Origin of the sequence: Chitinophaga sp. Ak27 (assembly GCF_012726295.1) — a bacterium.
In the GTDB taxonomy this organism is placed as follows: domain Bacteria; phylum Bacteroidota; class Bacteroidia; order Chitinophagales; family Chitinophagaceae; genus Chitinophaga.
In genome coordinates this window covers 149624-172311 of sequence record NZ_JABAOB010000006.1, presented here as the reverse complement: position 1 = coordinate 172311, position 22688 = coordinate 149624, and the positions used below count along the sequence as shown (strand labels likewise).

General features: G+C 45.2%; 17 protein-coding genes. 4 read left to right on the top strand and 13 right to left on the bottom strand.

Translation table 11 applies throughout. From position 1 onward, the window contains the following. Positions 1-43: 43 nt before the first annotated feature. Both ligD and HGH90_RS20370 read right to left on the bottom strand, forming a co-directional pair. The gene (gene ligD / locus HGH90_RS20375; RefSeq protein ID WP_169191795.1) at positions 44-2569 is read right to left on the bottom strand and encodes a DNA ligase D; all 2526 of its coding nucleotides are present in this window, start codon (positions 2567-2569) and stop codon (positions 44-46) included. Beyond that, positions 2566-3348 carry a Ku protein gene (locus HGH90_RS20370; RefSeq protein WP_168765176.1) on the bottom strand — a complete coding sequence of 261 codons (783 nt, stop codon included), beginning with the start codon at positions 3346-3348 and terminating at the stop codon, positions 2566-2568. The genes ligD and HGH90_RS20370 overlap by 4 nt, the downstream gene beginning before the upstream one ends. Before the next feature lie 106 nt (positions 3349-3454). Here HGH90_RS20370 and HGH90_RS20365 point away from each other — a divergent pair, with 106 nt between their 5' ends. Next, on the top strand, positions 3455-3802 hold the full coding sequence (locus tag HGH90_RS20365) for a hypothetical protein (protein WP_168738085.1): 348 nt from the start codon (positions 3455-3457) through the stop codon (positions 3800-3802). A 201-nt stretch (positions 3803-4003) separates the two neighbouring features. Here the strand turns inward: HGH90_RS20365 and HGH90_RS20360 are convergent, their stop codons facing one another. Next, positions 4004-4558: a ferritin-like domain-containing protein gene (locus tag HGH90_RS20360; protein WP_145661315.1), complete on the bottom strand. Its 555-nt coding sequence runs from the start codon at positions 4556-4558 to the stop codon at positions 4004-4006. A gap of 29 nt (positions 4559-4587) precedes the next feature. Further along, on the bottom strand, positions 4588-4815 hold the full coding sequence (locus HGH90_RS20355) for a hypothetical protein (RefSeq protein ID WP_168765174.1): 228 nt from the start codon (positions 4813-4815) through the stop codon (positions 4588-4590). A 302-nt stretch (positions 4816-5117) separates the two neighbouring features. On the opposite strand from HGH90_RS20355, the gene HGH90_RS20350 reads away from it, so the two are divergent. Both HGH90_RS20350 and HGH90_RS20345 read left to right on the top strand, forming a co-directional pair. Next, positions 5118-6557 carry a sensor histidine kinase gene (locus tag HGH90_RS20350; protein ID WP_169191794.1) on the top strand — a complete coding sequence of 480 codons (1440 nt, stop codon included), beginning with the start codon at positions 5118-5120 and terminating at the stop codon, positions 6555-6557. Between the two features lie 81 nt (positions 6558-6638). Beyond that, positions 6639-8066, top strand: a complete 1428-nt coding sequence (locus tag HGH90_RS20345; RefSeq protein ID WP_168765172.1) for a hybrid sensor histidine kinase/response regulator — start codon at positions 6639-6641, stop codon at positions 8064-8066. Between the two features lie 78 nt (positions 8067-8144). On the opposite strand, the gene HGH90_RS20340 is transcribed toward HGH90_RS20345, so the two are convergent. The 3 genes from HGH90_RS20340 to HGH90_RS20330 form a co-directional block, all read right to left on the bottom strand. Next, positions 8145-9578: a sigma-54-dependent transcriptional regulator gene (locus HGH90_RS20340; protein ID WP_168765171.1), complete on the bottom strand. Its 1434-nt coding sequence runs from the start codon at positions 9576-9578 to the stop codon at positions 8145-8147. Positions 9579-9651: 73 nt separating this feature from the next. Then, the gene (locus tag HGH90_RS20335) at positions 9652-10014 is read right to left on the bottom strand and encodes a response regulator (RefSeq protein WP_247651693.1); all 363 of its coding nucleotides are present in this window, start codon (positions 10012-10014) and stop codon (positions 9652-9654) included. 7 nt (positions 10015-10021) lie between these two features. Then, on the bottom strand, positions 10022-12295 hold the full coding sequence (locus HGH90_RS20330) for a glycosyltransferase (protein WP_168765169.1): 2274 nt from the start codon (positions 12293-12295) through the stop codon (positions 10022-10024). A gap of 419 nt (positions 12296-12714) precedes the next feature. Between HGH90_RS20330 and HGH90_RS20325 the strand changes: the two genes are divergently transcribed. Further along, complete coding sequence (locus HGH90_RS20325; protein WP_145661336.1) at positions 12715-12993, top strand: hypothetical protein; 279 nt, start codon at positions 12715-12717, stop codon at positions 12991-12993. A gap of 55 nt (positions 12994-13048) precedes the next feature. Here HGH90_RS20325 and HGH90_RS20320 read toward each other — a convergent pair whose 3' ends face one another. The 6 genes from HGH90_RS20320 to HGH90_RS20295 all read right to left on the bottom strand — a co-directional run bounded on the left by HGH90_RS20320 (position 13049) and on the right by HGH90_RS20295 (position 22564). Next, positions 13049-14071: an NAD(P)H-dependent glycerol-3-phosphate dehydrogenase gene (locus tag HGH90_RS20320; protein ID WP_168765168.1), complete on the bottom strand. Its 1023-nt coding sequence runs from the start codon at positions 14069-14071 to the stop codon at positions 13049-13051. A 119-nt stretch (positions 14072-14190) separates the two neighbouring features. Then, positions 14191-15564, bottom strand: a complete 1374-nt coding sequence (locus HGH90_RS20315) for an efflux RND transporter periplasmic adaptor subunit (protein WP_168765167.1) — start codon at positions 15562-15564, stop codon at positions 14191-14193. A gap of 25 nt (positions 15565-15589) precedes the next feature. Next, positions 15590-16939: a TolC family protein gene (locus HGH90_RS20310; RefSeq protein ID WP_168765166.1), complete on the bottom strand. Its 1350-nt coding sequence runs from the start codon at positions 16937-16939 to the stop codon at positions 15590-15592. A gap of 144 nt (positions 16940-17083) precedes the next feature. Continuing rightward, positions 17084-17749, bottom strand: coding sequence for an ABC transporter ATP-binding protein (locus HGH90_RS20305; protein WP_145661347.1), 666 nt, complete (start codon positions 17747-17749; stop codon positions 17084-17086). Between the two features lie 76 nt (positions 17750-17825). Next, a complete protein-coding gene (locus tag HGH90_RS20300) occupies positions 17826-20207 on the bottom strand; it encodes an ABC transporter permease (protein ID WP_169191793.1) in 2382 nt (793 codons plus the stop codon). A gap of 26 nt (positions 20208-20233) precedes the next feature. Then, entirely contained in the window at positions 20234-22564 is a 2331-nt protein-coding gene (locus HGH90_RS20295; RefSeq protein WP_169191792.1) for an ABC transporter permease, read from the bottom strand. Positions 22565-22688: the final 124 nt, after the last annotated feature.

Below are 22688 nucleotides of genomic sequence, written 5' to 3'. Positions count from 1 at the left end.
TTTGCCTCCGGGAACGGGTTGTTTTGCGCAGGCATAAAATCGGCTATTGTCCTTCCATCTCCCCGATGATTTTACGCAAATCGTTTTTTACTTTATTGATATCCTGCCATATGTCGCCGGTTTCGTTTAGCCGGTCCAGTGAGTTATGGATATCAAAATCGCTCATGCGCAGGTCGTCATTCAATTCCTTCCAATCTATCGGCATAGACACCGTAGCGCCAGGCTTGGGCCTTACCGAATAAGGCGCAGCCACAGTTTGTCCGCGGCTGTTCTGGAGGTAGTCGATGTATACCCGTTTGTCCCGGGATGCCTTTGCCCGGATAACACTGGTGGTACGGGGAAGTTCTGCGTTTACGTGCCGGGCAATATACTCTGCAAAAAGGCGGCTGGTGTCATAACTTACTTTGGCACCGGTGGGAATGTAAATGTGCAAGCCGGTAGACCCGGAAGTTTTACAGAAAGCCTGTACCTTAAACCGGTCCAATGCAGCTTTAATATGTACCGCCGTCTCCACTACATAACGAAAATCTATATGCTCGGGATCAAGGTCCAGTACAATGAAATCAGGATTCTCCAGGCTGTTTAAACGCGACAGCCAGGGATTGATTTCAATGCAGCCCAGGTTGATCATATAAGCCAGCGACGCTTCGTTGTTGCATACCAAGTAGTCCACGTCTTTACCCGTAGAACCTGAATGCAGGGGGATAGTCTTGATCCAGTCGGGCGTTTGTTCCAGGTCCAGATCTTTCTGATAAAAAGATGGTTTGTCGATACCGTTAGGGAAACGATGCAATGATTCTGGCCTGTCTTTCAGGTGAGGTAGTATATAGTTGGCCACGGACAAATAATAGTCGATCAACTGACCTTTTGTTATCTTCTCTTTCGTCCAGTACAATTTCGACTGGTTGGTTAATGTTACCTTTTTGCTGTTTAACGTAAGGATACGCTGGTTTTCAGTTGTTGTCATGGTCAACGGTTTTGCTATTTCCGGCTGTACTTCCTTTGCAGGCTTATCTTCCCGCAGCCCCAGGAAAATAGGTTGCCGCATAATTTTGTCGCTGGTCCATTCCTGGAACTTTACTTCGCACACCAGTACAGGCTTCACCCAGGTAACGGGCATATTGGTGACTACCTTTTCCGCAAAGGGGGTAGTTTTGGTAACGAGTGGCTGCAGGCGGTTGTATAGCTCGCCAATAGTGGTGTCATTGAGCCCGCCTCCGCAGTGGCCTATGTACTTCAGTTTTTTATTTTCATAGATGCCCAGGACCAGCGCTCCTATTTTCTTGCGGCTGCCACGTGGGGCCGTATAACCACAGATCAGCGCCTCCTGTTCATTGACTATTTTTATTTTGAGCCATGACATGCCCCTCCTGCCCTCTTCGTAGGCGCTGTCTGTTTTTTTGGCGATAATGCCTTCCCACTGCAGCTTCCGGGCTTTCTCAAAGAACTTAACCCCGTTTTTCAGTACATGTTCCGAAAAGCGAACGGTATCATCGTTGAGTGTCGATAACAGGTCTTTTAATAAACTTTTCCGTTCCAGCAGGGATAGATGTTGCAGCTCATGTCCGTCGAGGTGCAGGAGATCGAACACCATATACACGATGTGGCCTTTGCCGGTAGTGGTATAGTGCTGTAAGGTTTGAAAGTCAGCCCGATTCTTATTATCCAGCACCATAATTTCCCCATCCAGTACGGCCGTATGCGAAATTTTTTCCACGGCGGCTACTACTGGTGGGTAGTCTTTTAAAAAAGATTTATCATTCCGGGAGTATAAACGCACTTTGTTATTCTCCACTGCGGCGATGGCGCGGTAGCCGTCCCATTTTGTTTCAAACAACCACTCTTCCCCATCGAAGGCATCATTTACCAGGGTAGCCAGCATGGGCTTGTAACGATTCTTTACCGGGTGGCCGCCGGTTATTTTCTTTTGTTTGGCCGGCGCAGCGGTGGGTGCTGCTTTTACCCGTATTACGGGCTTCTTTTTCCCGGCCTGCTTCATAGCCGCTTTTTCTTTTACCCCCTGGGTTTTTACTTTTTCCGGCGTATAGTCTTCGCTGTTATACTCCGGCACGGCATATTTATCTTTGTGTTTCAGCAGCAGCCAGGCATTATCTTCTTTACCTTTCATTTTTACCAGCGCGAATTCTCCCTTTAGTTTCTTTCCTCTCATCACTATTTTCAGATCGCCGGATTTTATTTCGCGGAGTGCTTCTTTGTCGAAGCTGTCACCATTGGGATGGAGCAATTCGAAGGTACCTTTATCCCAGATATAGACGGTGCCTGCGCCGTAGTTACCGGCCGGAATAGTGCCTTCAAAATCCTTATAATCGTAAGGATGGTCCTCTACTTCCATCGCCAGTCTTTTATCGGCCGGGTTCATAGAAGGACCTTTGGGTACGGCCCAGCTTTTAAGCACGCCATCTACCTCCAGGCGAAAGTCGTAATGCAGCCTGGATGCATGGTGGCGTTGTACCACGAAAATATGCGAGGTGGCTTTTCCCTTCTTACCGGATTCAGGTTCACTGGTCTTGGAGAAATTACGTTTTTGCTTATATTTTACAAGGCTCATGAGGCGCGTTTTTTAGCAGCAGGCTTGTTGAGGCTGGCCTTCAGCTGATCAAACAAATCATCGCTCTTGGTATGTACCACGCGCATTTTCTTTACTACCGGCTTCTTGCCACTGGCTTTGGCTTTTATTATTTTGAGCAGTTCTGCTTTATATTCATCTTTATACTGCGTGATATCAAATTTGGCGGTATATTGTTTCACCAGCTCCATGGCCATGTCTAGCTCTCTTTTAGACAGTTTTACGCTGGAAGGGAGGGACAGGTCTGCCGATGATCTTACTTCTTCTTCAAAGCGCAATTGCTGAAGCAACAGGTAATTTTCCCGGGGCCTGATTACGGCCAGGTGCTCCTGGGATCGGAGTACGAACCGGCTCAGCCCTGCTTTGCCGCTTTTTTCCAGCGATTGCTGGAGTAAGGCATATGCTTTTTCGCCTCCTTTTGCGGGCTCTACGAAGTAGGCAGATTCAAAATAGATATCATCTATATCTGTTTCTTCTACAAACGATTCTATTTCTATGATCTTATTCTTCTTGGGGCTGGCGGCTTCAAAATCTTCTTCTTCCAATACCACATATTCATCTTTATAGAGATATCCTTTCACAATCTGGTCCCAGGGTACTTCTTTGCCGGTATTTTCATTTACACGCAGGAACCTGATATGAGCGAGCGTTTTGCTGTCGAGCATATCGAGGTCTAACCGGCTGTCCTGGGTTGCGCTGTATAGTTTTATGGGAATATTTACTAACCCGAATCCAATAGATCCTGACCATATTGCACGCATAGTATGAAGGTTTTGATATGTAAAAAAGTAAACACAAATAGTACCACTATGTTAAAACATCGCGGCATAACTTTTGGTTTTTTGAGGTTAACTAAAACCTTTTCTTATGGAAAAACCAGGTGAAATGACAACTTTATCCAGGGTATTGGAAAGACTACATGAGCGCGGATTTGACCATGAACTAAAAATGAGTGATCACGGTAGGTTACAGAATACGGAGGCACAAAAAATTTATAATCCGGAAGATCTGACCATTATTAAAACTTACCGCTTTGAAGGAGAATCTGACCCTTCTGATTCCTCTGTACTGTATGTGCTGGAAGATAAGGACGGAGAAAAGGGATATGTACTGGATGCTTATGGCGCCTACAGTTCGCACGAAGAAGCGGGATTTGACGAGTTTATCAAGAAAATAAAGGTAGAAGACCGGGAGGAACAACTCCTGTTTGCATAACGGGCTTAGCCTTTATGGTTTTCTTTGGGAAAATGCAATGCACATTACTTATTGTACCCCTCCGCCGTAAGCGGAGGGGTATTTATTTACGGCTATTCATCAATCTGTTGTAGATATTCCCCGATGTTGCCGTCATAATAAGGGCTCCCCACTTAGAGGAGCCCTGGTAACATTCCGTTTAACGTATTTTATTACTCATTATTACTCGGCCAATGCTGCTTCATTTACAGTTGATTCGGCTATTTCAGTAAGTAAGCTGTCTGCATTTTTTTCTTCCTGTAAAGTTTGTTCCAGTATTTTGGCTACGTCGGTATGTCCCATGGTATTGGCCAGTGTACACAAGCTGCCATAGGCTGCTATCTCATAGTGTTCAACTTTCTGGGAGGAGATGATAATCCCCGCATCTCTTACGGCGGTATCTTCCTCTGTGTCTCCCAGCAGTTCCTGTGCTTCTGCGATCAGGCCTTCCATGGCTTCGCATTTTTTTGCCCGGGCTTTTTTACCCAATAGCTCAAACACCTGCTCCAACCGGGTTACATGCCCTTTCGTTTGCTCCAGGTGGTCAGCTATACAATTACGCAAATCGTCTGACGAAGCTGCATTTTGCATTTTAGGTAATGCTTTCACCAAATTTTTTTCGGCCCAGTAGATATCTTCCAACTCTTCCAGGAATAGTTCATGGAATTTTGAATGTTCCATTTTGTCACTGGTGCTTTTTCTGGTATTGCCGTTACCGGCTGATTTACTAGTAGGCATTGTAACAGATTTTTAATTTAAAAAAATGGTTATGTTATTGGTGATTGTTTATCAAAGGCTTGTCCCTGTGGGTCTGCCGGTTTATGTGGCTTCTCCCGCCCGGGCAATTCCTCCGGAATGGGATCTAGTTCGGGCTTATCCGGAGGTGGTTGTACAGGCGGCGGTTGTACCGGCGTAGGCTCTTCTTTTCCGGGCTGTTGTTTGCCAGGTATTCCAGGATCTGGTGTTGGTTCTGCATTTCTTTCCGGCTTATTCATAGTCTGATTTTTTAGGTGAACGTAATGATATGGGAGATGGCCCAAAGTTCATTCCAGCCATGCATAGTTCACCGCCGTATATGCCTCCTGGTAGATCAAATGCTCTACTGCAGCGGGATAATAAATAATCCTACCTCAGCATTAAACGGCGGTTGCCTAAGTTTGCTGAGCTCGTAGAATTATAAAACACTCTGTGGAATATGTTGCTCAGTGGGTGATTTGAGGCAAAAAAGATATTTTAATCCGGAATTCCGTGTATAAATAGTAACTTCAAATGCTTTCTCAACAGCCCTTAAAGTCAGATGCATTTTTCAGTACACAAAAAGATACGACTCGGCTTTTTTATTGCATTTACCGTAATTATAGCAGCCTCGGTGTTTTCCTACCTTGTGGCTAAAAACCTGCTCGACAATGCAGGACGCCTTAATCATGCCATAGAGGTATCTAAAAGGCTGGAGGTAATTACCCGTCAACTGAAGGAAGCAGAAGCAGCCATCAGGGGCTACAATCTCACTAAAGATAGTTCATTCCTGGACCCCAGTATGGCCGAACGCAGTAACAGGATTGAGAAAGAATACCAATTGTTAAGAAAAATAACCGCCGACAACTCCGTACAGCAGCGGCATTTGGATACCCTTCGGCAGCTGCTGGCCATTAAATATCAGCAACTAAAATTAGGCGGAGAAAAATCGGCCCAGCTGAACCAGCTCTCCTCCGTAAAAGAGGGCGAACGCTCCATGGACCTCATCGACAACAAAGTGAGGGATATGATCAAAATTGAGGAAAACCTTGTACAGGAGAAATCCGAGCTGTTCCATTTTTTTGCGGTTATGTGGGTACCCATGATCTTTATATCGTCCCTGGTAGCCATTATAATCGGCATCTATTCCTATATCACGCTTACCCGGGAGTTCAGGCTGCAACTGTATATAGAAAGCAGGATGAAGTCGTATCAGCGGGATTTACAGCAGAACATTTCCCTGCTGAATAAAACCAACCAGGAGCTGGAGCAATTTGCTTATGTGGCCTCCCATGACCTCCAGGAGCCCCTGCGGAAGATATCAACATTTAGTGACCGGCTCCAGATGAAATATAAAGAACAGCTGCCTCCCGATGCCAGCCAACTGATAGAGCGTATGGTATCGGCTGTTTCCCGCATGCGGGTATTGATCAATGATTTGCTGATTTTTTCCAGGGCCGGGCGTATTACCCCTGAGAGTATTACCCGGGTAGATATGAACCAGTTACTACAAGAAGTGCTCAGCGACCTGGAAGTGACGTTGGAAGAAAAGAATGCCCTGGTAAAATATGACCAGCTGCCGGTAATTGAAGGGAGCGATACCTCTTTTCATCAACTGTTTCAAAACCTGTTGGCCAATTCTATTAAGTTTGCCAGCCCCGACAGGCGGTTGGAGATACAGATACACCATCAGCTCTTAATGGGTAAAGAATTAGGTATGGTAAAAGAAAGTCAATGGGATGATACTTTTTGCCGTATCAGCCTGGAAGATAACGGTATTGGCTTTGACCAGGCTTATGCCGAACGTATTTTCCTCATCTTCCAGCGCCTGCACGGTATCAGCGAATACACCGGCACCGGTATAGGACTCGCTATTTGTAAAAAGATTGTAGATAGTCATAACGGGTTTATCCAGGCTTATGGTATCCCCAATGAAGGCGCAACCTTTGTTGTAACACTACCGTTGAAACAAAAGCAAGCCCACCCCGATCTAAAAGCCTAGCATCTTTATTGCGGGTAAATTTGTCTTTAATTGCAAACACGCTAATCTACGCCAATGAGTGAGCGCCTAATCCGAATTTTAATGATAGATGATGATGAGGACGATTTCTTCCTGGTCACACAGCTATTACAAGACATCTCACCCGGCCAATATGAGATCGAATGGGCACCGTCCTATCAGAAAGGAATTGCCGCCCTTGAAAGCGATGTCCACGACGTGTACCTGGTCGATTATCGCCTGGGACCTAATACCGGTATTGATGTGTTACGCCGGGTACAGGAAATGCCTAACCAGTTGCCTGTAATTATGCTTACCGGTAAAGGCGACTACCACATTGACCGGGAAGCCATGCTAGCAGGCGCGTACGACTACCTGGTAAAAGGGGAAATCACCGCCGACCTGCTGGAAAGGTCTATCCGTTACGCCCTGGATGAATACAATCACCGCCGTACAATTGAAGAAAGTGAAAAAAAATATTACGGCATCTTCGAAAAAGCCCATGACCTGATTATACTGGCGGATTGCGACAGGAATATTATTGACGCTAATCCTGCTGCATTAAAAGCATTTGGATATAACCGGGAACAGATATTAGCACTGCACCTGCGGGATCTTTTTCTTTCTAAAGATGAAAGTGAATCGTTTTTAAACAATATCTGTCATGATGGCTATACCTTTACACCGGAATATGAATTTAAAACCGCTATCAACAAAAAGATGGTGGTACATATCAATGCAGTAATGCTGGATGAAGCAGCTCAGATATTCCTCTGTGTTATACAGGACATTACAGAGAAGAAAAGAGAAGAACAAGAAAAACAACACCGGGAAAAATTTGTCATTACCGGTCGTATTGCCAGGGTGATTGCGCATGAAGTAAGAAACCCACTCACAAATATCCTGCTGGCAGTAAGCCAATTCAAGGAAGAAGATTCTATTGTAACCAGCGACGATGCCGTGTTATACACAGATATCATAGAGCGCAACTGTACAAGGATTAATCAATTGATTACAGAGCTGCTGCATAGCACGCGAATGATAGAATTACATACGGACCCCCATGGTATTAATGAATTGATAGAAAAAGCATTATCGTTGTCGCATGACCGGTTGCAGCTCAACGACATACAGGTAGACCGCAAACTGGTATCTCCGGATATCATTGTCAATGCAGATGAGGAAAAAGTGGTGATTGCCTTCCTGAATATCATTATCAATGCCATAGAGGCAATGGTATCAGGGAAAGGAATACTAACGGTGACGACCACACGCACCCAGGAAAACAGGGCCAGGCTACAGATTGCTGATAATGGAATTGGTATCCCATCGGATAAACTGGGACGGTTGTTTGATCCGTTTTATACCAACAAAGCCAAAGGCACCGGCCTTGGCCTTACCAGCACCCAAAATATACTGCTTAATCACAAAGGAACTATTAACGTGGAGAGCGAACCAGGTAAAGGAACTGCATTTTCCATTACCATGCCGCTTTTTGAGCCCAAAGCATAAAGCTATTGTGGAGAATGATCTTAGCGAATATTATAAAATCGCTTTGGTCATTCTCCACAATAGCTTTATGTTTTGGGCTTAGTAATTAATATTTAACAAGCGCAATTTGTTGTACAGTGTTTTACGATCGATGTTCAGCACCTGGGCAGCTTTGGTTTTATTGTACTTCACTTCTTTCAGCACATTAATGATCTTGTTGTACTCTGCTTGCAGCGCTACTGTTTTCAGGTCGTTATCATTGGAAAGCAGGGCCAGTTCGCCGGAGATCTGCACATCTTCCGGTGTTTGGATAAATGCTTCTTTCATTTCGAGTGGCAATGCCGACATGGTAATATCTTCCATTTCGGGTGTCAGCAGGCAGGCCCTTCTGATCACATTTTTCAGCTCGCGGATATTACCTGGCCAGTTGTATTGTTTGAAGCAATCCCACACTTCCGGGGAGATCTTACCGCAGGACTTATCCAGTTCTCTTTCCACCTGGTTTACGAAGGCAGAAGTAAAGAGTGGCAGGTCTTCGCGACGTTCTCTCAATGGCGGAATATAAATGGTAAACTCGTTCAGGCGATGAAAAAGATCTTCCCTGAATTTGCCCCGTTGTACAGACTCAGAGAGCTTTTCATTAGAGGCTACAATGATGCGTACATCGATGGGAATTTCTTTCAGGCTGCCTACGCGGCGGATCACTTTTTCCTGCAATACCCGGAGCAGGGCTACCTGGATATCGTAAGACAGGTTCGAAATCTCATCGAGAAATAAAGTACCACCCTGTGCTTGTTCGAATGCACCGATCTTGGTATTAATAGCGCCGGTAAAGGAGCCTTTTTCGTGACCAAATAGTTCACTGGCGGCCAGTTCTTTCGACAGGCTTCCGCAATCCAGCGCAACAAAGGGTTGTTGGCTTCTCTTACTATGATGGTGGATCAGGTGAGCAACCGATTCCTTGCCCGTGCCGGTTTCCCCAAAGATGATCACACTATAGTCCGTAGGCGCAACCAGTTTAATCTGGCGGAATAACTCCTTGGCGCCCAGGCTTTCGCCATACACGTATTTATCATTCTTATCGCTTTGGTTACGGGAAAGCAAGGTTTCCCGCACTTCCGGTTCCGACCCTGATTCTACGGGCCTTACGGCTTGTCTTTCCTGTTCCGCTTCTTTATGCGCAAAAGCTTTATGTACCAGGTTTAAAATTTCATCAGGGTACAGTGGTTTGGAAAGATAGTCATAGGCGCCGTTTTTCACCATTTCCACGGCCACTCTTACATCGGTATAACCGGTGATAATAATAACGATGGTAGAGGGGTTGATCTGGTGTATATCTTGCAGCAACTGGGCGCCATCTGTGTCTTTGAGCCGGTAATCGCAAAGTACCAGGTCATAGGCTTTCTCTTTCATCATTTTCAATGCGGCGCCGCCGGTCATGGTAGTATCCACATCAAATCCATGCTTCCCGAGGAATTTACTCAGGAGGGTACAGATATTAATTTCATCATCTATAATCAGGATATTTTTCATACTTCTTTAATATGTGGTAATTGGCAACAGAATAGCTAGATAAAATTACTAATTAAAACTAAGTGGCATTTCATCAGCATTTGATATTGTCTATTAGTTCATCAACATGTTTTACGCTAAAAGGTTTAGCGAGGAAAAAAGCAGCGCCGGCATTTAACGCTGTTTGCTTTTCCATGGCATTGTCGTATGCACTGATGGTAATAACGGGTAAGGATGGGCATTTTTCCTTAATTATAGGCAATGCCTCCAGTCCCGATCCATCCGGGAGGTGTATATCGAGGAAAAGGAGATCCGGCTGATGCTTAAAGATCGATTGCAATCCTTCCCCCAGTTCGTGTACATACCTGACTGTATATCCATGGCGGACAAGGGTAAGCTGCAACAATCTACAAATATCCGGCTCGTCATCAATAATCAGAATACTAGGATACTTCATTGTACTATCAGTTGAACCCGAGTCGGGCGGGCTCCAGGTTCTTTTGTCTCGTTGTAACATATTTATGTTTATTCCACTGTTCCATCAAAAGTCTGGCGATCAGGTAACAAACGGTTGATTCGGCGCCCTGGTTCTGGTTAATATTATTTTTTTCCAGGCCATCATAACAACCGTAAGTTAGTGGATTATATACGAGTTGTTTTAGATGATTATTTCCAAGGTACCAACTGAATGCCAGACGCATTTTTTCCAGGTATGAATTGTTTTTTGTGATATTATAAAATGTATTCAGTGCCAACATAGTATAGGCCACTTCTATGGATTGCTCTCCGCCTTCTTCCAGCGGCAGCTGGGTGTCGCGATGATACCAGGTTTTATTGCTGATCACCTTCATATGGCTATCCGTGAAGGTTTTACTGCAAAGGAAGGTGAGGCTGTCTTCAGCCGTTTTACGCCAGGCATCTACTCCGGTTACATGATAAGCCATCATCATTGCTTCTGGTAATACGGCGTTGCCGTAGGTTAATGAGGATTCATACCAATGCCAGGCATCATCTGCTTCTCCTTGGTAATAGCCGTATAGTTTGGACGCCAGATTTTCCAGTAATTCGGCGGCTCTTCCGCCGGGCTTGTATTGCAGGAAATAGTATAACCCCTTAATGATAAAAGCGATAGCCCTGGGCGACCGAACTTCTGGTATCCAGTGGAAGCATTGGCGGAACCGCGACAATACTTCCTGGACGGTTTCAAACGGGAGATGTTGGTGGTAGGCCATGGTGTATCCCAGGGCCCAAACTGCCCGGCCATTGGCATCTTCCAGGTTTACCTCGTCGTTCATGGAAGAAAAGTGACCGTGGATATCAACATAATTCCGGAATTTCCCGGAGGGTTTCTGGCAATAGCCTATAAAATCGATGTATTTGCGGCACAATGAATTCACAAAAGTGCTGGGTCTTAATTCCATGCTATACATACACATGGCGATGAGCGCCCGGGCATTATCATCCAGCGTATAGCCATATTCAGGATCGGGCACATCGTGTTTGGAAAACTGGAGCATCCCAAATTCGTCCGTCATGCGATCAATATGATCGAGGTATGGAGGGGGCAGGTTAGGCAATATCTTGTCTTCTGCCAAGATTTCGCTGATGATGCTCATATGGGTAAGGGCTACGTTTTCCCATATAGAGCTGCGTGTTTTTTCGATGGCCGACTGGCTCATTTGCAGGCGCAGCTCCGGGTTGCCCAGCAACTGCAATGCGGCAGACGCCAGCTGTTCCGGGTTATTAAAATCTACCAGGCAGCCCACGCCGTCTTCCAGCATTTCAGTGGCTTGTACAAAAGAGGTGGAAATAACCGCGCAACCGGCGCTCATGGCGTATACAAAAGTACCACTCACTGCCTGGTGCGGGTCTTTAGACGTAAACAGGTAAATATCCGTTAATGACAGGTAATCGAGCAAGGTTTTGAGGGAGAGATAGGCATTTACGAATCTCACATTATTTTCCAGGTTCAATTCTTTTACCAACTGTTCCAGGGAATTGCGGTAGGCTTCTCCTTCCCTGGCACAAACCACCGGGTGCGTTTTTCCCAGTACCAGGTAAATGGCATCCGGATACTGCTTTACAATTTCTTTCATGGCCCGGATGCCTGTTTCAATGCCTTTATTTTCGCTGAGCAGACCAAAGGTACTGAGCACCATTTTACCCTCCAGCTGGTACTGTTTTTTCAGCGTTGGTATGTCCTCTACAATATGTGCATGGGTGCCATGTGGTATGTGCACAATTTTATCGGAGGGCACATGATATACACGGCGTAGCAGTTCAGCCGAAGAACGGGTCATTACAATTACCTTTGCCGCCAGTTCGCTGATAAGGCTTACCACCTTCATGCATTTAAGGTCGGGATAAGGTAATACGGTATGAAAGCGTACAATAAAAGGCTTATCCAGCAGCGAGAGCATGGCCAGGAGGTTATGCCCATATTCACCGCCATAGAGCCCAAATTCATGTTCAAAACATACCAGGTCTATTTTATCGTTCTCATTAATCTGCTGGGCGAAATCGATACAATTGTCAATATCGAAGGGATTAACAGTATAGTTAACAGGCGGCTGTATTACATTGGCCACTTTGCCGGCTTCTTCAAGCGCCGCTATTTCAATCTGCAGGTTGCCAGCGAAATTTTTATTCATTGCATTTACCAGGTCTTGTGCAAACGTCGCAATACCACACTCACGTGGTGGGTAAGAAGTAACAAAAAGCAAGGTTCTACTCTTCATGGTAAAAAATTTTAGCTAAACCAGTTATCAAGTTGCCTGTTTTTCCTTCCGGATCGGGACTTTGGATGTTTCAAATATCAATCCAACGCCGTCCCCACACGGTTAGCGCCGCATTTGACCACTAGAACCGTAGAATTAATTCCACACTTTTTTCCCCATTTTTTGACAATTCAAGCCATAATACCGCAGGGATATTTACATTTAATTAACAGTATCTATAAACATAATTAATTACAATTGTAATATTATTCAATCCACTAGCACCTATATTTAGCACAAATGACATTATTTAACCAACATATCAGCAACAAAAATGCCCACTTGTCCATTTCAGCTTATTTTAGCTGCAGTAAGCATTCCGGGCTGCCATTAAAATACACTGGTCTACCATTCCTTTTTTCATTTAAACCCAAGGCGCTATGAGAAATATTGCATGTACATTTAATGTAGATGGGGTACCTACCAAAATCAATTTGAGGAAGTTGCCGAAGCAACGCAGATTTCAGGCTATTATAGACCGTAACATCACGGAATACATTATTTCAGATGAGACCAATGAGATCGAATACTACGAGGGGCCGGTACTAAATGAATATCTTTCTACGCGTATAGCCACGCTGATAAAACAGTATTTTCCTAATGTACGGGCTATTATAAAAATTGGGGAAGATAACTACGAGGATTACGACGATTTTTAGTCACATTTCCGTTCCGCCCCGCGGTTCCGCAGGGTGGAACAAGAAATAATCAGGATTAGATAAACCCTTTCTCCAGCGACAGGAATGCTTCTGAAGGATGTACCTGTTGCCATAAAATGGCATATACCGCCTGTGCTATCGGCATATAAGCGCCTATCTCTCTGTTCATTTCGTACATACACTTACTTGCGTAATAACCTTCCGCCACCATATTCAGTTCCAGTTGGGCAGCCTTTACGCTGTAGCCCTTTCCGATCATATTACCGAAGGTACGGTTACGGCTATGTAACGAATAGCAGGTAACCAGCAGATCGCCCAGGTAAGCGCTGGCGCTGTAATTATGCACCATCTGGGGTGTTCCGGCCACCGCTGCTTTTTGCTCTTCATATTTTTCCAGGAAGCTTTGCATTTCCCGGAAACAGTTGGTGATAAACACACTCAGGAAGTTATCTCCATATTCCAGTCCATGGGCAATACCGGCGCCCAAGGCGTAAATATTCTTTAATACCGCTGCCAGCTGCACACCCACCACGTCTGTGTTGACGATCGTTTGCAGGAAGCTGCCGGTAAATTTGTCTGCAATCGCCTGGGTATCTTCTAATGAAGCACCTGAAAAAGTGAGATAAGATAATTTTTCATTGGCCACTTCTTCTGCATGGCAAGGGCCTGTAATAGTAAAATACTGATTGGCCGGCAATGCAAATTGTTTGTTCAGGTACTGTCCAATCAGGTCATTATTGCTGGGCACCAGCCCTTTAATGGCAGATATGATTTTCTTATTATGCAGCGCATCCGGAGACAACAGGCCTAATACATCTTCCAGGAAAGCCGAAGGCACAGCCAGCACCAATTCGTCGCACGCAGCTACCATGGCTGGCAGATCGCTGCTGAGCGATAACAGGCTGGTATCAAAATATACAGAGGTGAGGTAATGCTTATTATGATGACGCAGCTGCATATGGCGGATGGTTTCATCATTCCTTATCCACCAATGTATCGGGTGCCCGTTATCTGTCAGAATTTTTGCCAGTGCGGTAGCCCAGCTTCCGCTGCCAATAATGCCAATGCTCTTGCTCACGATGCTTTTTTTGTGCAATATAAGGAGAATGCGGAAAGCAAAACGCTATTGAGGCGAATGACCCGGGCGGTTTTTCCGGATCATTCGCCTCAACAAAGACATGTATGATATGTTTTATCCTACTTACTCTGACCTTCAAACAATTCAGACTTAGGTACTATCTTCACTTTTTTACCATTCTCCAATGTCCTGGAAATCGCCGTATAAGGTGCGCTGATCACCTGGTCGCCTTCATTAATCCCTGAGAGGATCTGAATCCAGGCATCATCCTGTACGCCTGTTTTTACAGTTACCATTTTCACGGTACCATCCTTTTGCAATACAAACACCACTTCGTTGACCGCCACCTTGGTGTTGGCAGAAGAACCGGGCGTAGTATCATCCTGTTTCTTTTTATCCTTATCCCCATGGGTATTGGATGAATCCCTGGTGGATACGGAGTTGATAGGAATAGCCAATACATTGTTGACATGCCTTGTCTGGATATTGACGCTGGCGCTCATGCCCGGGCGGAACGGAAATGTTCTGCTACCTGCCAGGATCAGATCCTGGTAACTTTCCGGCAGGATGCGGATATGTACGATATAACTGGTTACCTGTTCTGCCGAAGAAGCGGTGGTAACGGTAGCAGTAGCTGCCCCCTTGCTGGAGCTGGCAATTTGTGTTACGATTCCTTTAAACTGGCGGTTGTTATAAGCATCTACCTCAATAATGGCGGTATCACCATATTTTACTTTGGGGATATCGTTTTCGCCTACATCTACCTGTACTTCCATGGTACTCATGTTAGCGATACGCAGCATTTCGGTACCGGTCATTTGTGCAGTACCCACTACGCGTTCGCCTTTCTTTACAGAGAGCAGGGAAATAATTCCGCTCATGGGTGCTGAGATCGTAGTACGGCCGAGATTTTTGTTGGCTTCATTCAGATCGGCCTTTGCACTTTGGATGGCAAATCTATTACCGTTGATTTGCTGCAGGGCTGCGTTATAGTCTGCCTGGGTAGCCAGGTAAGTAGCTTCTGCGGTTTCAAATTCTGATCTTGAGATCACTTTCTGGCTAAGCAGTTCTTTGTTCCTGTCGTATGCTGCTTTACTCTGGGCCAGTTTGGCTTTATAAGAGTTTAAAGCGGCCGTGGTATTGGCCAGCTGGGCCTGTTGCTGACTTACAGAGGCGGCGGCCTTGTCTACCATTGATCCATAGATATCTGCGTATATGCGGGCCAGTACCTGGCCTTTTTTAACAGAATCGCCCTCCTGTACCAGGAGATCGGTGATTTCACCAGATACATCGGAACTTACCTTTACCTCTATTTCGGGATAAATTTTTCCGCTGGCAGTCACCACTTCTATGATGTTCCTGTTGGCAGCCTTTTCAACAGCAACTTTAATCCCTTCTTCCTTACCAATCACTCCGGACGCTTTCAGTACCATGAGTAAAATAACGAGTGAACCAAGTATGCCTATGAGCCAATAAAGTGTCTTTTTCTTCATAAAGCAATTTAATTTCCTGGCATTGCTACAGTGATATTTTTTGATCCCTGTAGAATTCCAGTAACTTCATTTTAAATATATAATCGTATTGCGCGGTTACTTTATCTACCTGTGCTTTGTACAATTTACTTTGTGTGGTAATATAGTCGATGGTGTTCATCAGCCCGAGATTGAACCGTTTGGTAGCAAAATCGTAGGCTTTCTGTGCGGCCATCACCCCGGTAACAGAGGCATTAAACTTCTGCAAGGCGGCTACTGCATTGGCATGCGCCGTATAAATGTCCTGTTTCAGCTTCTGGTGATCCAGGTCACGGGTCAGTTCCAGGTTATAAACATTCACTTTTGCTTTGGCCACATTGGTACGCTGCTGCCAGCCATTGAAAATCGGTACATTCAGGGTTAAACCGATTGATTTCCTATAGGTATTATCAATCTGGTCTTTAAACGGCAACAGCTTCCCGGTCAGATCGTAGTAATTGTTGGCGTAAGTGGTATATAAACTACCTCCCAGGCTGAGGTTAGGATACAATTGTGATTTGGTGGCCTGGTATGCCTTGGCTGCACTGCGGATCTTCAGCTCATCTGCTTTTACCAGCGGGTAAGTCGTTAAAGCTGTACTATATACCATTTCCGGCGCCATTTCCTGCAGGGGTGCCAGTGGCAAAGACGTAATATTTTCCGGTACTTCCGGCTCAAACGGAATCTCGAACCCGAGGTTGAGGTACGCCTTAATCTGGAGTATAGACAAGATCACATTATTCTGGGCGGTTACCAGGTTGGTACTGTCCTGTGCCAGCTGGGCTTCCAGGTCGGCCTGGTTGCTTTCCGGAACAGAACCGGCTATTACGAGTTTCTTGGTATTTTCCAGGTTAGAGTTGGTGAGCTTAACATTTTCCTCATTCACTTTTACTGTCTGGATATTCAATAAAATCTGAAGGAAGGCCGTAGCCACGTTGAAGGCAGCATCATTCCTGGCTTTTTCCAAAAGGAAACTATTGGCCTGTACGTCCAACCGGTTGGCGGCAATCGTTCTTTGCTGGTAAAACCAGCTAAAAAGATTGCTTTGCATGTTCAGGTTTCCACTGGCGGAGAACACCGTTTGGTTCACGTACTGGTTATTTCCCAAACTAGGGGTCCTACCATCTGAGTATCCTCCCTGTACCTGTCCGCTAAAGCCGGGGATCATTTGTAAACGGCTTTGTTGCAAGGTAAGGTCGGATAAGCGCTTTTGTACCTCCTGCTGTTTAATAGTCAGGTTGTGTTGCAGGGCATAATCCACACAGCGTTGTAAACTCCACGTATCCTGTGCTACAGCGGCTGATATGTTAGCAAACAATAAGATCAGGATTGCTCCTGCTATTCGGGATGTTCTCATAACATTCCAAAAATATAATAATTGTGAGATTACTTTTCCACCCTTCTTGATAGAAGGTAAAAATTTAGTAGGTATGGCTGTATACCTGACTAATTGAGAGTACAACATAGTCTTTTTTTTACATAATTCTTAAAAGCCGCCGGTTTATGGCAAAATATTACCATCCCGGAGCTGAATAATGCGGTTGCCGTAGGTGGCATTCACATCGGAATGGGTTACTTGTACAATGGTGATTTTATCCTGTTCATTCAGGTGTTTGAACAGTTGCATAATCACCTTTGCCTGGTCGGAATGCAAGTTGCCGGTAGGTTCGTCGGCCAGGATCACCCGGGGTTCGGCTACTATAGCCCTGGCAATACCCACCAGCTGTTGCTGCCCGCCAGACAATTGATTGGGGAACAGGTCTTTCTTTGCTACCATATTAAAACGATCCAATACGTCCGCAACCCGGCTCTTTCTTTCAGAAGAGGGTATGTTTTTATATAGTAAAGGGGTTTCAATGTTTTCATATACTGTTAATTCATCGATGAGATGATAGGCCTGGAAAACAAACCCGATAGCGCCACGGTGCAATTGGGTACGTTTCTTCTCATTCATCTTATCTACCCTTTCGCCTTCAAAAAGGTACTGTCCTTCGGAAGGCTCTTCCAGCAATCCCAGGATATGCAGCAATGTAGATTTTCCAGAACCGGAAGGCCCCATAATAGATACAAACTCTCCTTCGTTAATAGTGAGGTCCACATCTTTCAAAATATAATTCTTTCCGAATCCTACCGGGTAATGCCTGGAAATTTTCTGCAATTGTATCATGATCAGTTAATTTTTAGATAAATATTGATATTGCTGCATTTCGGCAAAGCAATATAATTAAAAGTAATGCCTCATTTTATTCGGATCGTAAACTTTTTACCGGGTTGGCCAATGCCGCTTTCACCGACTGCATGCTTACCGTCAGCAACGCTATAACAATAGCCAGCATTCCTGCCAACAGGAAAGTCCATACACTCAATGTGGCATGATAAGCAAATGCTTCCAGCCAGTGATGCATAGTATACCAGGCCAATGGCGCCGCTATACAAAGTGCCCATAATACCAGCCTGATAAAATCTTTCGACAACAGCATTACTACGCTGCCTGCGGAAGCTCCCAATACTTTACGGATACCCACTTCCCGGGTACGTTGTTCGGCTGTAAATGCCGCTAGTCCCAGTAATCCCATACAAGACACCAGTATTACTATAGTAGAAAATGTGCGTAAAATGTTACTGGTGTTAAATTCTGCTTTATACAACTGGTTAAAGTCTTCGTCCATAAAATGATATTCGAAAGGAACTCCCGGCTGGTACTGATTCCACAGGTTTTCTATCGCCGCAACTACCTGCTGATTATTACCCCCGGAGGTCTTGAGCAATACCTGTCCAAAGTAATTATACTCGGGAAAAACAATGATCGGTGCTATCTGATCCTTCATGGAGGCAAAATGGAAGTCTTTCATCACTCCTTTTACACTGCCTTCCCGGCCATTTAATAAGAGGCGCTTGCCCACAGCCTCCTCTGGTCTGATCCCCAGCTTGTAAACAGCCGTTTCATTCAGGAAGAAGTGATTAGTTTGCATGCTGTCTTTCCTTAAAACATCTTGTATATCTGCATTCGTCAGATCGGCGCCGGCTACCAGCCTGATCCCCATAGTGCGCAGATAATCTTTTTCCACAGGGATGGCAGTAATATTCATGCTGTAATCTGCCGGCTTACCCTCAAACGCTGAAATCGAATACCCGCCTCCTACTGCTACCGGTGAATCGTAGGAAGCGCTTACCTCCTTAATGCCGGTTTGTTGTAATAACCTGCTCTTAAATAAGGCCAGCTGGTCAGGGGTAAAACCATCGCCTCGTAACACCAGCACCTGTGCCCTGTCCAGCCCTAATTTCTTATGTTGAATATAATAAAGCTGCTGTCCTACTACCAACGTACAGATGATAAAGAAAACAGAAGCGGCAAATTGAAATACCACCAGCGTTCTACGGATATTTCCTCCCTTTGCAAGCATAATCCTACCCTTCAGTACCTGCACCGGACGAAAACCGGAAAGGAACAATGCAGGGTAAGTACCTGCGAGAAAAGTAGTGCCCATAAACACGGCCCCCAGCAAGATATACAGCGTATACCCATTCGTAAAGCGTAATCCTCCACCAGTCATGTTATTAAAATACGGCAGCAACACCGCCGCCAGCAAAACCCCCACTCCCATCGCACAAAAGGTGATCAGGCATGACTCCGCAATAAACTGCCAGAATAACTGCCCCCGTACAGCCCCCAACGCCTTGCGCACACCTATTTCCAGGCTGCGATCGGCCGAGCGGGCTGTTGCCAGGTTCATAAAGTTGATACAGGCTATCAATAACAGTAAAATCGATACTGCGGTGAGTATGTAGTTGTAACGGATATCTCCTCCGGGTTCGATGGAATTTCCTGCAATGGAATGCAAGTGAATAGCTGGCACAGATTCCGGCACAAAATCAAGCGTAGCACCACTTCGTGTCCGTCCCTTCATCATCTCCTGTATAAGGTTACCCAGTCTCTTATGAAGTGCATCTGCGGTGACTTTATCGGTCAATTGCACATAGGTGAAATAATTAGGTGCATTCCAGCTGTCCTTTTTCCCCATAGAGGCATAACTGGCCACAAAATCGAACTTTAAGTGCGTATTAGACGGAGGATCAATAGATACGCCGGTAACCTGGTAACTTTTTTCATTATTAATGGTCAGCGTTTTGCCTACTACATCGGTGGTTCCGAAATATTTCCGGGCCATAGTAGCAGTTAGTACTACCATATTGGGCCCATTTAATACTGTAGCTGTATTTCCCGATAGCAGCGGAAAAGAAAACATCTGGAAAAAAGCCGGATCGGCGTAAATGAACTTTTTTTCATTCATGATCTTGTCTCCTACCTTTACGGTAGTGCCCTCCGGATATACCCTCGACATGTACTTTACCTCTGGGAAGTCTTTCACCACCGGGCCCAGTCCACTGGGATTCATGGCCGTGTGGGTAACCGGCTGATCTCTTTCGCCATAGTCGAGCCTGATGCGGTATAATTCATTGGCATGAGTATGAAATTGGTCGTAGGTCCATTCATTCTGCAGATAAAGGGTTAGCAATATAAAGCTGGCAATGCCTGCCGCTAAACCAAATACATTAATTACAGTATATAGTTTACGCCTTCCCAGATTTCTCAATGCCGTCTTCAGATAGTTGCGCCACATCATGTTATGTTTGTTAATAGATGAAATGATTAATTATTGCTAAGACTTTTTACCGGGTTGGCCAATGCCGCTTTCACCGACTGCATACTTACCGTGATAAATGCAATACACACCGCCAGTAAACCAGTCAGCACAAATACCCACCAATGGATATTGACATGATACTGGAAACGTTCCAGCCAGCGGTCCATAAAATACCAGGCTGCCGGCGCGGCGATCACAACAGCAATCAAAACAAGCCGGAGGAAATCTTTCGATAATAACAGCACAATACCGCTTACAGAAGCGCCTAACACTTTACGAATCCCTATTTCCTTCTGGCGTTGGGTCATCACCATTACAGCAATGGCAAATAACCCCATACAAGAGATAATGACTGCCAGTACTGCACCAGTCATAAATATGCGGGAGAAGCGCTGTTCCTGCTGGTACATACGCTGGGTATTTTCATCCAGGAAGGAAGCTGCATTTTCTGCCAGCGGGTTAATATCTTTCCATATAGCGCTTATCTTACTGATGGTGCTAACAGAATTGGGAGTTTCTACCTTTACAAAAATATAATTCAGCGCTGTGGGCTCATTAATAACCATTACCAACGGCTCTATTCCTTTACGCAGCGATTCATAATGGTAATCTTTTACTACACCAATCACATGCAGTGGTTTACCCTCATCCATAGAAAACTGCGTCCCTACCGGATCTGCAACATCCAGCAACTTAGCCATTTTTTCGTTAATCACCACTGCGGTACTATCGGTACCATAGTCTCTTGAAAAATCGCGCCCAGACAACATCTTCAAATCCAGTGTTTTAATATAATCATAATCCACAACCAGGCACTGTGTTGTAATCTGTTTATTCTTATATCCGAAACCGCGGGTCCAGTTACCAGAGGAGCCGTCTTTTCCCATTCCCAGGTTGAGCATACTGGCCGTAACACTTTTAACCTCCGGCAGCTCTGCCAGGCGGCTCCGCATAGCAGCCATATTTGCGGAAGTAGCATTATCCAGCGGGATACTGATGACCTGTGTGGCGTTATAGCCTAACGGGGCCGACTGTATGAAATTTAGTTGCTGCCATATAATAGAAGTACAGCTGATAAGCACTACTGCCACCACAAACTGGATGATGATAAGGCCATTGCGCAGCGCGCTGCTCTTTCCCATTGCCAGCTTACCCTTCAGCACTTCCAAAATATTGAGCCGGGCTACCTTCCAGGCAGGTAATCCTCCGGCCAGTAAAGTAACCAGGAAGAATCCTGCCACCACACCCAACAGCACCGAAATATGCCGGAAAATATGTAAAGAGATATTATGCCCAAAAGTCCGGTTATAATATGGAAGCAATGCCAGCATCATTCCTATACTAAGCAGGAATGCAAAGAAACATAACAGGAAAGACTCTGCCCAGAACTGCAGCAGCAACTGCCGGTCCATGGCGCCGAGAGATTTGCGCAATCCTATTTCCCCGCTGCGTCCAAGGGAACGGGCTATAGAAAGGTTAATGAAGTTGATGCCGGCAATGCTGATAATGAGTACCGCCAGGATAATCATCAGCCAGGGATAAAATTTATTCAGGCCACTGTAAAAATTGCTGCGTTCATCCAGGTGAAAGTCCTTCATGCGCAACGCTTTCATCAAAAACACTTCTTGTCCTTTGGCGCTGGCGCCAGCCTGTTTCTGCATATCTTCTATCTTCCCCTTATAGTACTTATGTAGCAGGGGGATGATATTCCTTTCCAGGGAAGCCTTATTAACGCCGGGCTCCAGCTGAACAAACAGCGGAAAATTGGAAGAGTTCCAATCGTTTTTATAGGTAGCATAGTCCGGTTCATTTTCAAACCGGGTAAGCAGTTCGAAGCTTATTCCTGAGTTATCGGGCAAATTAGCCGCCACCGCACTTACAATGAAAGGCTGCCATTTACCAGAGAGGTTCAGCTCAATGGTCTTGCCAATGGGATCTTCCTGTTTAAAAATTGCGGCAACAGCGTTTTCCGTGAGTACTACTTCATTGAGTTGTTGAAGCGCAGTTTGTTTATTGCCTTTTACCAGGGGGAAGGTAAACATCTGGAGAAAACTGGCATTTACCTTCTCCGTACTGAGATAAAAATGTTTATCACCATATCTCACCGGCACGTTGTATCCAGCCATAAAAGTAACAGCCTTTACGCCTGGTATCTCTTTCTGGATGGCGGCCGACAATGGTACGGATATGCTGGAAGTTGTTCTTATATTGCCACTATTATTTTCTTCGCTCACGATCTGGTAGATATGAGCCCCATTTTCATGGAAATTATCGAAAGTCCATTCCCGGTAGGCGGTAACTGATAACAGCAAAGCTGCGCAGAGGGCTGTACTCATGCCTGCAATGTTAACCGCTGCAAACACTTTCTGTTTACGCAAATTCCTCCAGGCGATTTTTAAATAACTAATTAACATGCTGGTATCTTTAAAAATGAATAAAAAAGCAGGGTGCGTAGACACG

Bases quoted from the DNA above. Each gene is read 5' to 3' on its own strand.
- ligD (WP_169191795.1), bottom strand. From the start codon at position 2,569: ATGAGCCTTGTAAAATATAAGCAAAAACGTAATTTCTCCAAGACCAGT.
- HGH90_RS20370 (WP_168765176.1), bottom strand. From the start codon at position 3,348: ATGCGTGCAATATGGTCAGGATCTATTGGATTCGGGTTAGTAAATATT.
- HGH90_RS20365 (WP_168738085.1), top strand. From the start codon at position 3,455: ATGGAAAAACCAGGTGAAATGACAACTTTATCCAGGGTATTGGAAAGA.
- HGH90_RS20360 (WP_145661315.1), bottom strand. From the start codon at position 4,558: ATGCCTACTAGTAAATCAGCCGGTAACGGCAATACCAGAAAAAGCACC.
- HGH90_RS20355 (WP_168765174.1), bottom strand. From the start codon at position 4,815: ATGAATAAGCCGGAAAGAAATGCAGAACCAACACCAGATCCTGGAATA.
- HGH90_RS20350 (WP_169191794.1), top strand. From the start codon at position 5,118: ATGCATTTTTCAGTACACAAAAAGATACGACTCGGCTTTTTTATTGCA.
- HGH90_RS20345 (WP_168765172.1), top strand. From the start codon at position 6,639: ATGATAGATGATGATGAGGACGATTTCTTCCTGGTCACACAGCTATTA.
- HGH90_RS20340 (WP_168765171.1), bottom strand. From the start codon at position 9,578: ATGAAAAATATCCTGATTATAGATGATGAAATTAATATCTGTACCCTC.
- HGH90_RS20335 (WP_247651693.1), bottom strand. From the start codon at position 10,014: ATGAAGTATCCTAGTATTCTGATTATTGATGACGAGCCGGATATTTGT.
- HGH90_RS20330 (WP_168765169.1), bottom strand. From the start codon at position 12,295: ATGAAGAGTAGAACCTTGCTTTTTGTTACTTCTTACCCACCACGTGAG.
- HGH90_RS20325 (WP_145661336.1), top strand. From the start codon at position 12,715: ATGAGAAATATTGCATGTACATTTAATGTAGATGGGGTACCTACCAAA.
- HGH90_RS20315 (WP_168765167.1), bottom strand. From the start codon at position 15,564: ATGAAGAAAAAGACACTTTATTGGCTCATAGGCATACTTGGTTCACTC.
- HGH90_RS20310 (WP_168765166.1), bottom strand. From the start codon at position 16,939: ATGAGAACATCCCGAATAGCAGGAGCAATCCTGATCTTATTGTTTGCT.
- HGH90_RS20305 (WP_145661347.1), bottom strand. From the start codon at position 17,749: ATGATACAATTGCAGAAAATTTCCAGGCATTACCCGGTAGGATTCGGA.
- HGH90_RS20300 (WP_169191793.1), bottom strand. From the start codon at position 20,207: ATGATGTGGCGCAACTATCTGAAGACGGCATTGAGAAATCTGGGAAGG.
- HGH90_RS20295 (WP_169191792.1), bottom strand. From the start codon at position 22,564: ATGAGTACAGCCCTCTGCGCAGCTTTGCTGTTATCAGTTACCGCCTAC.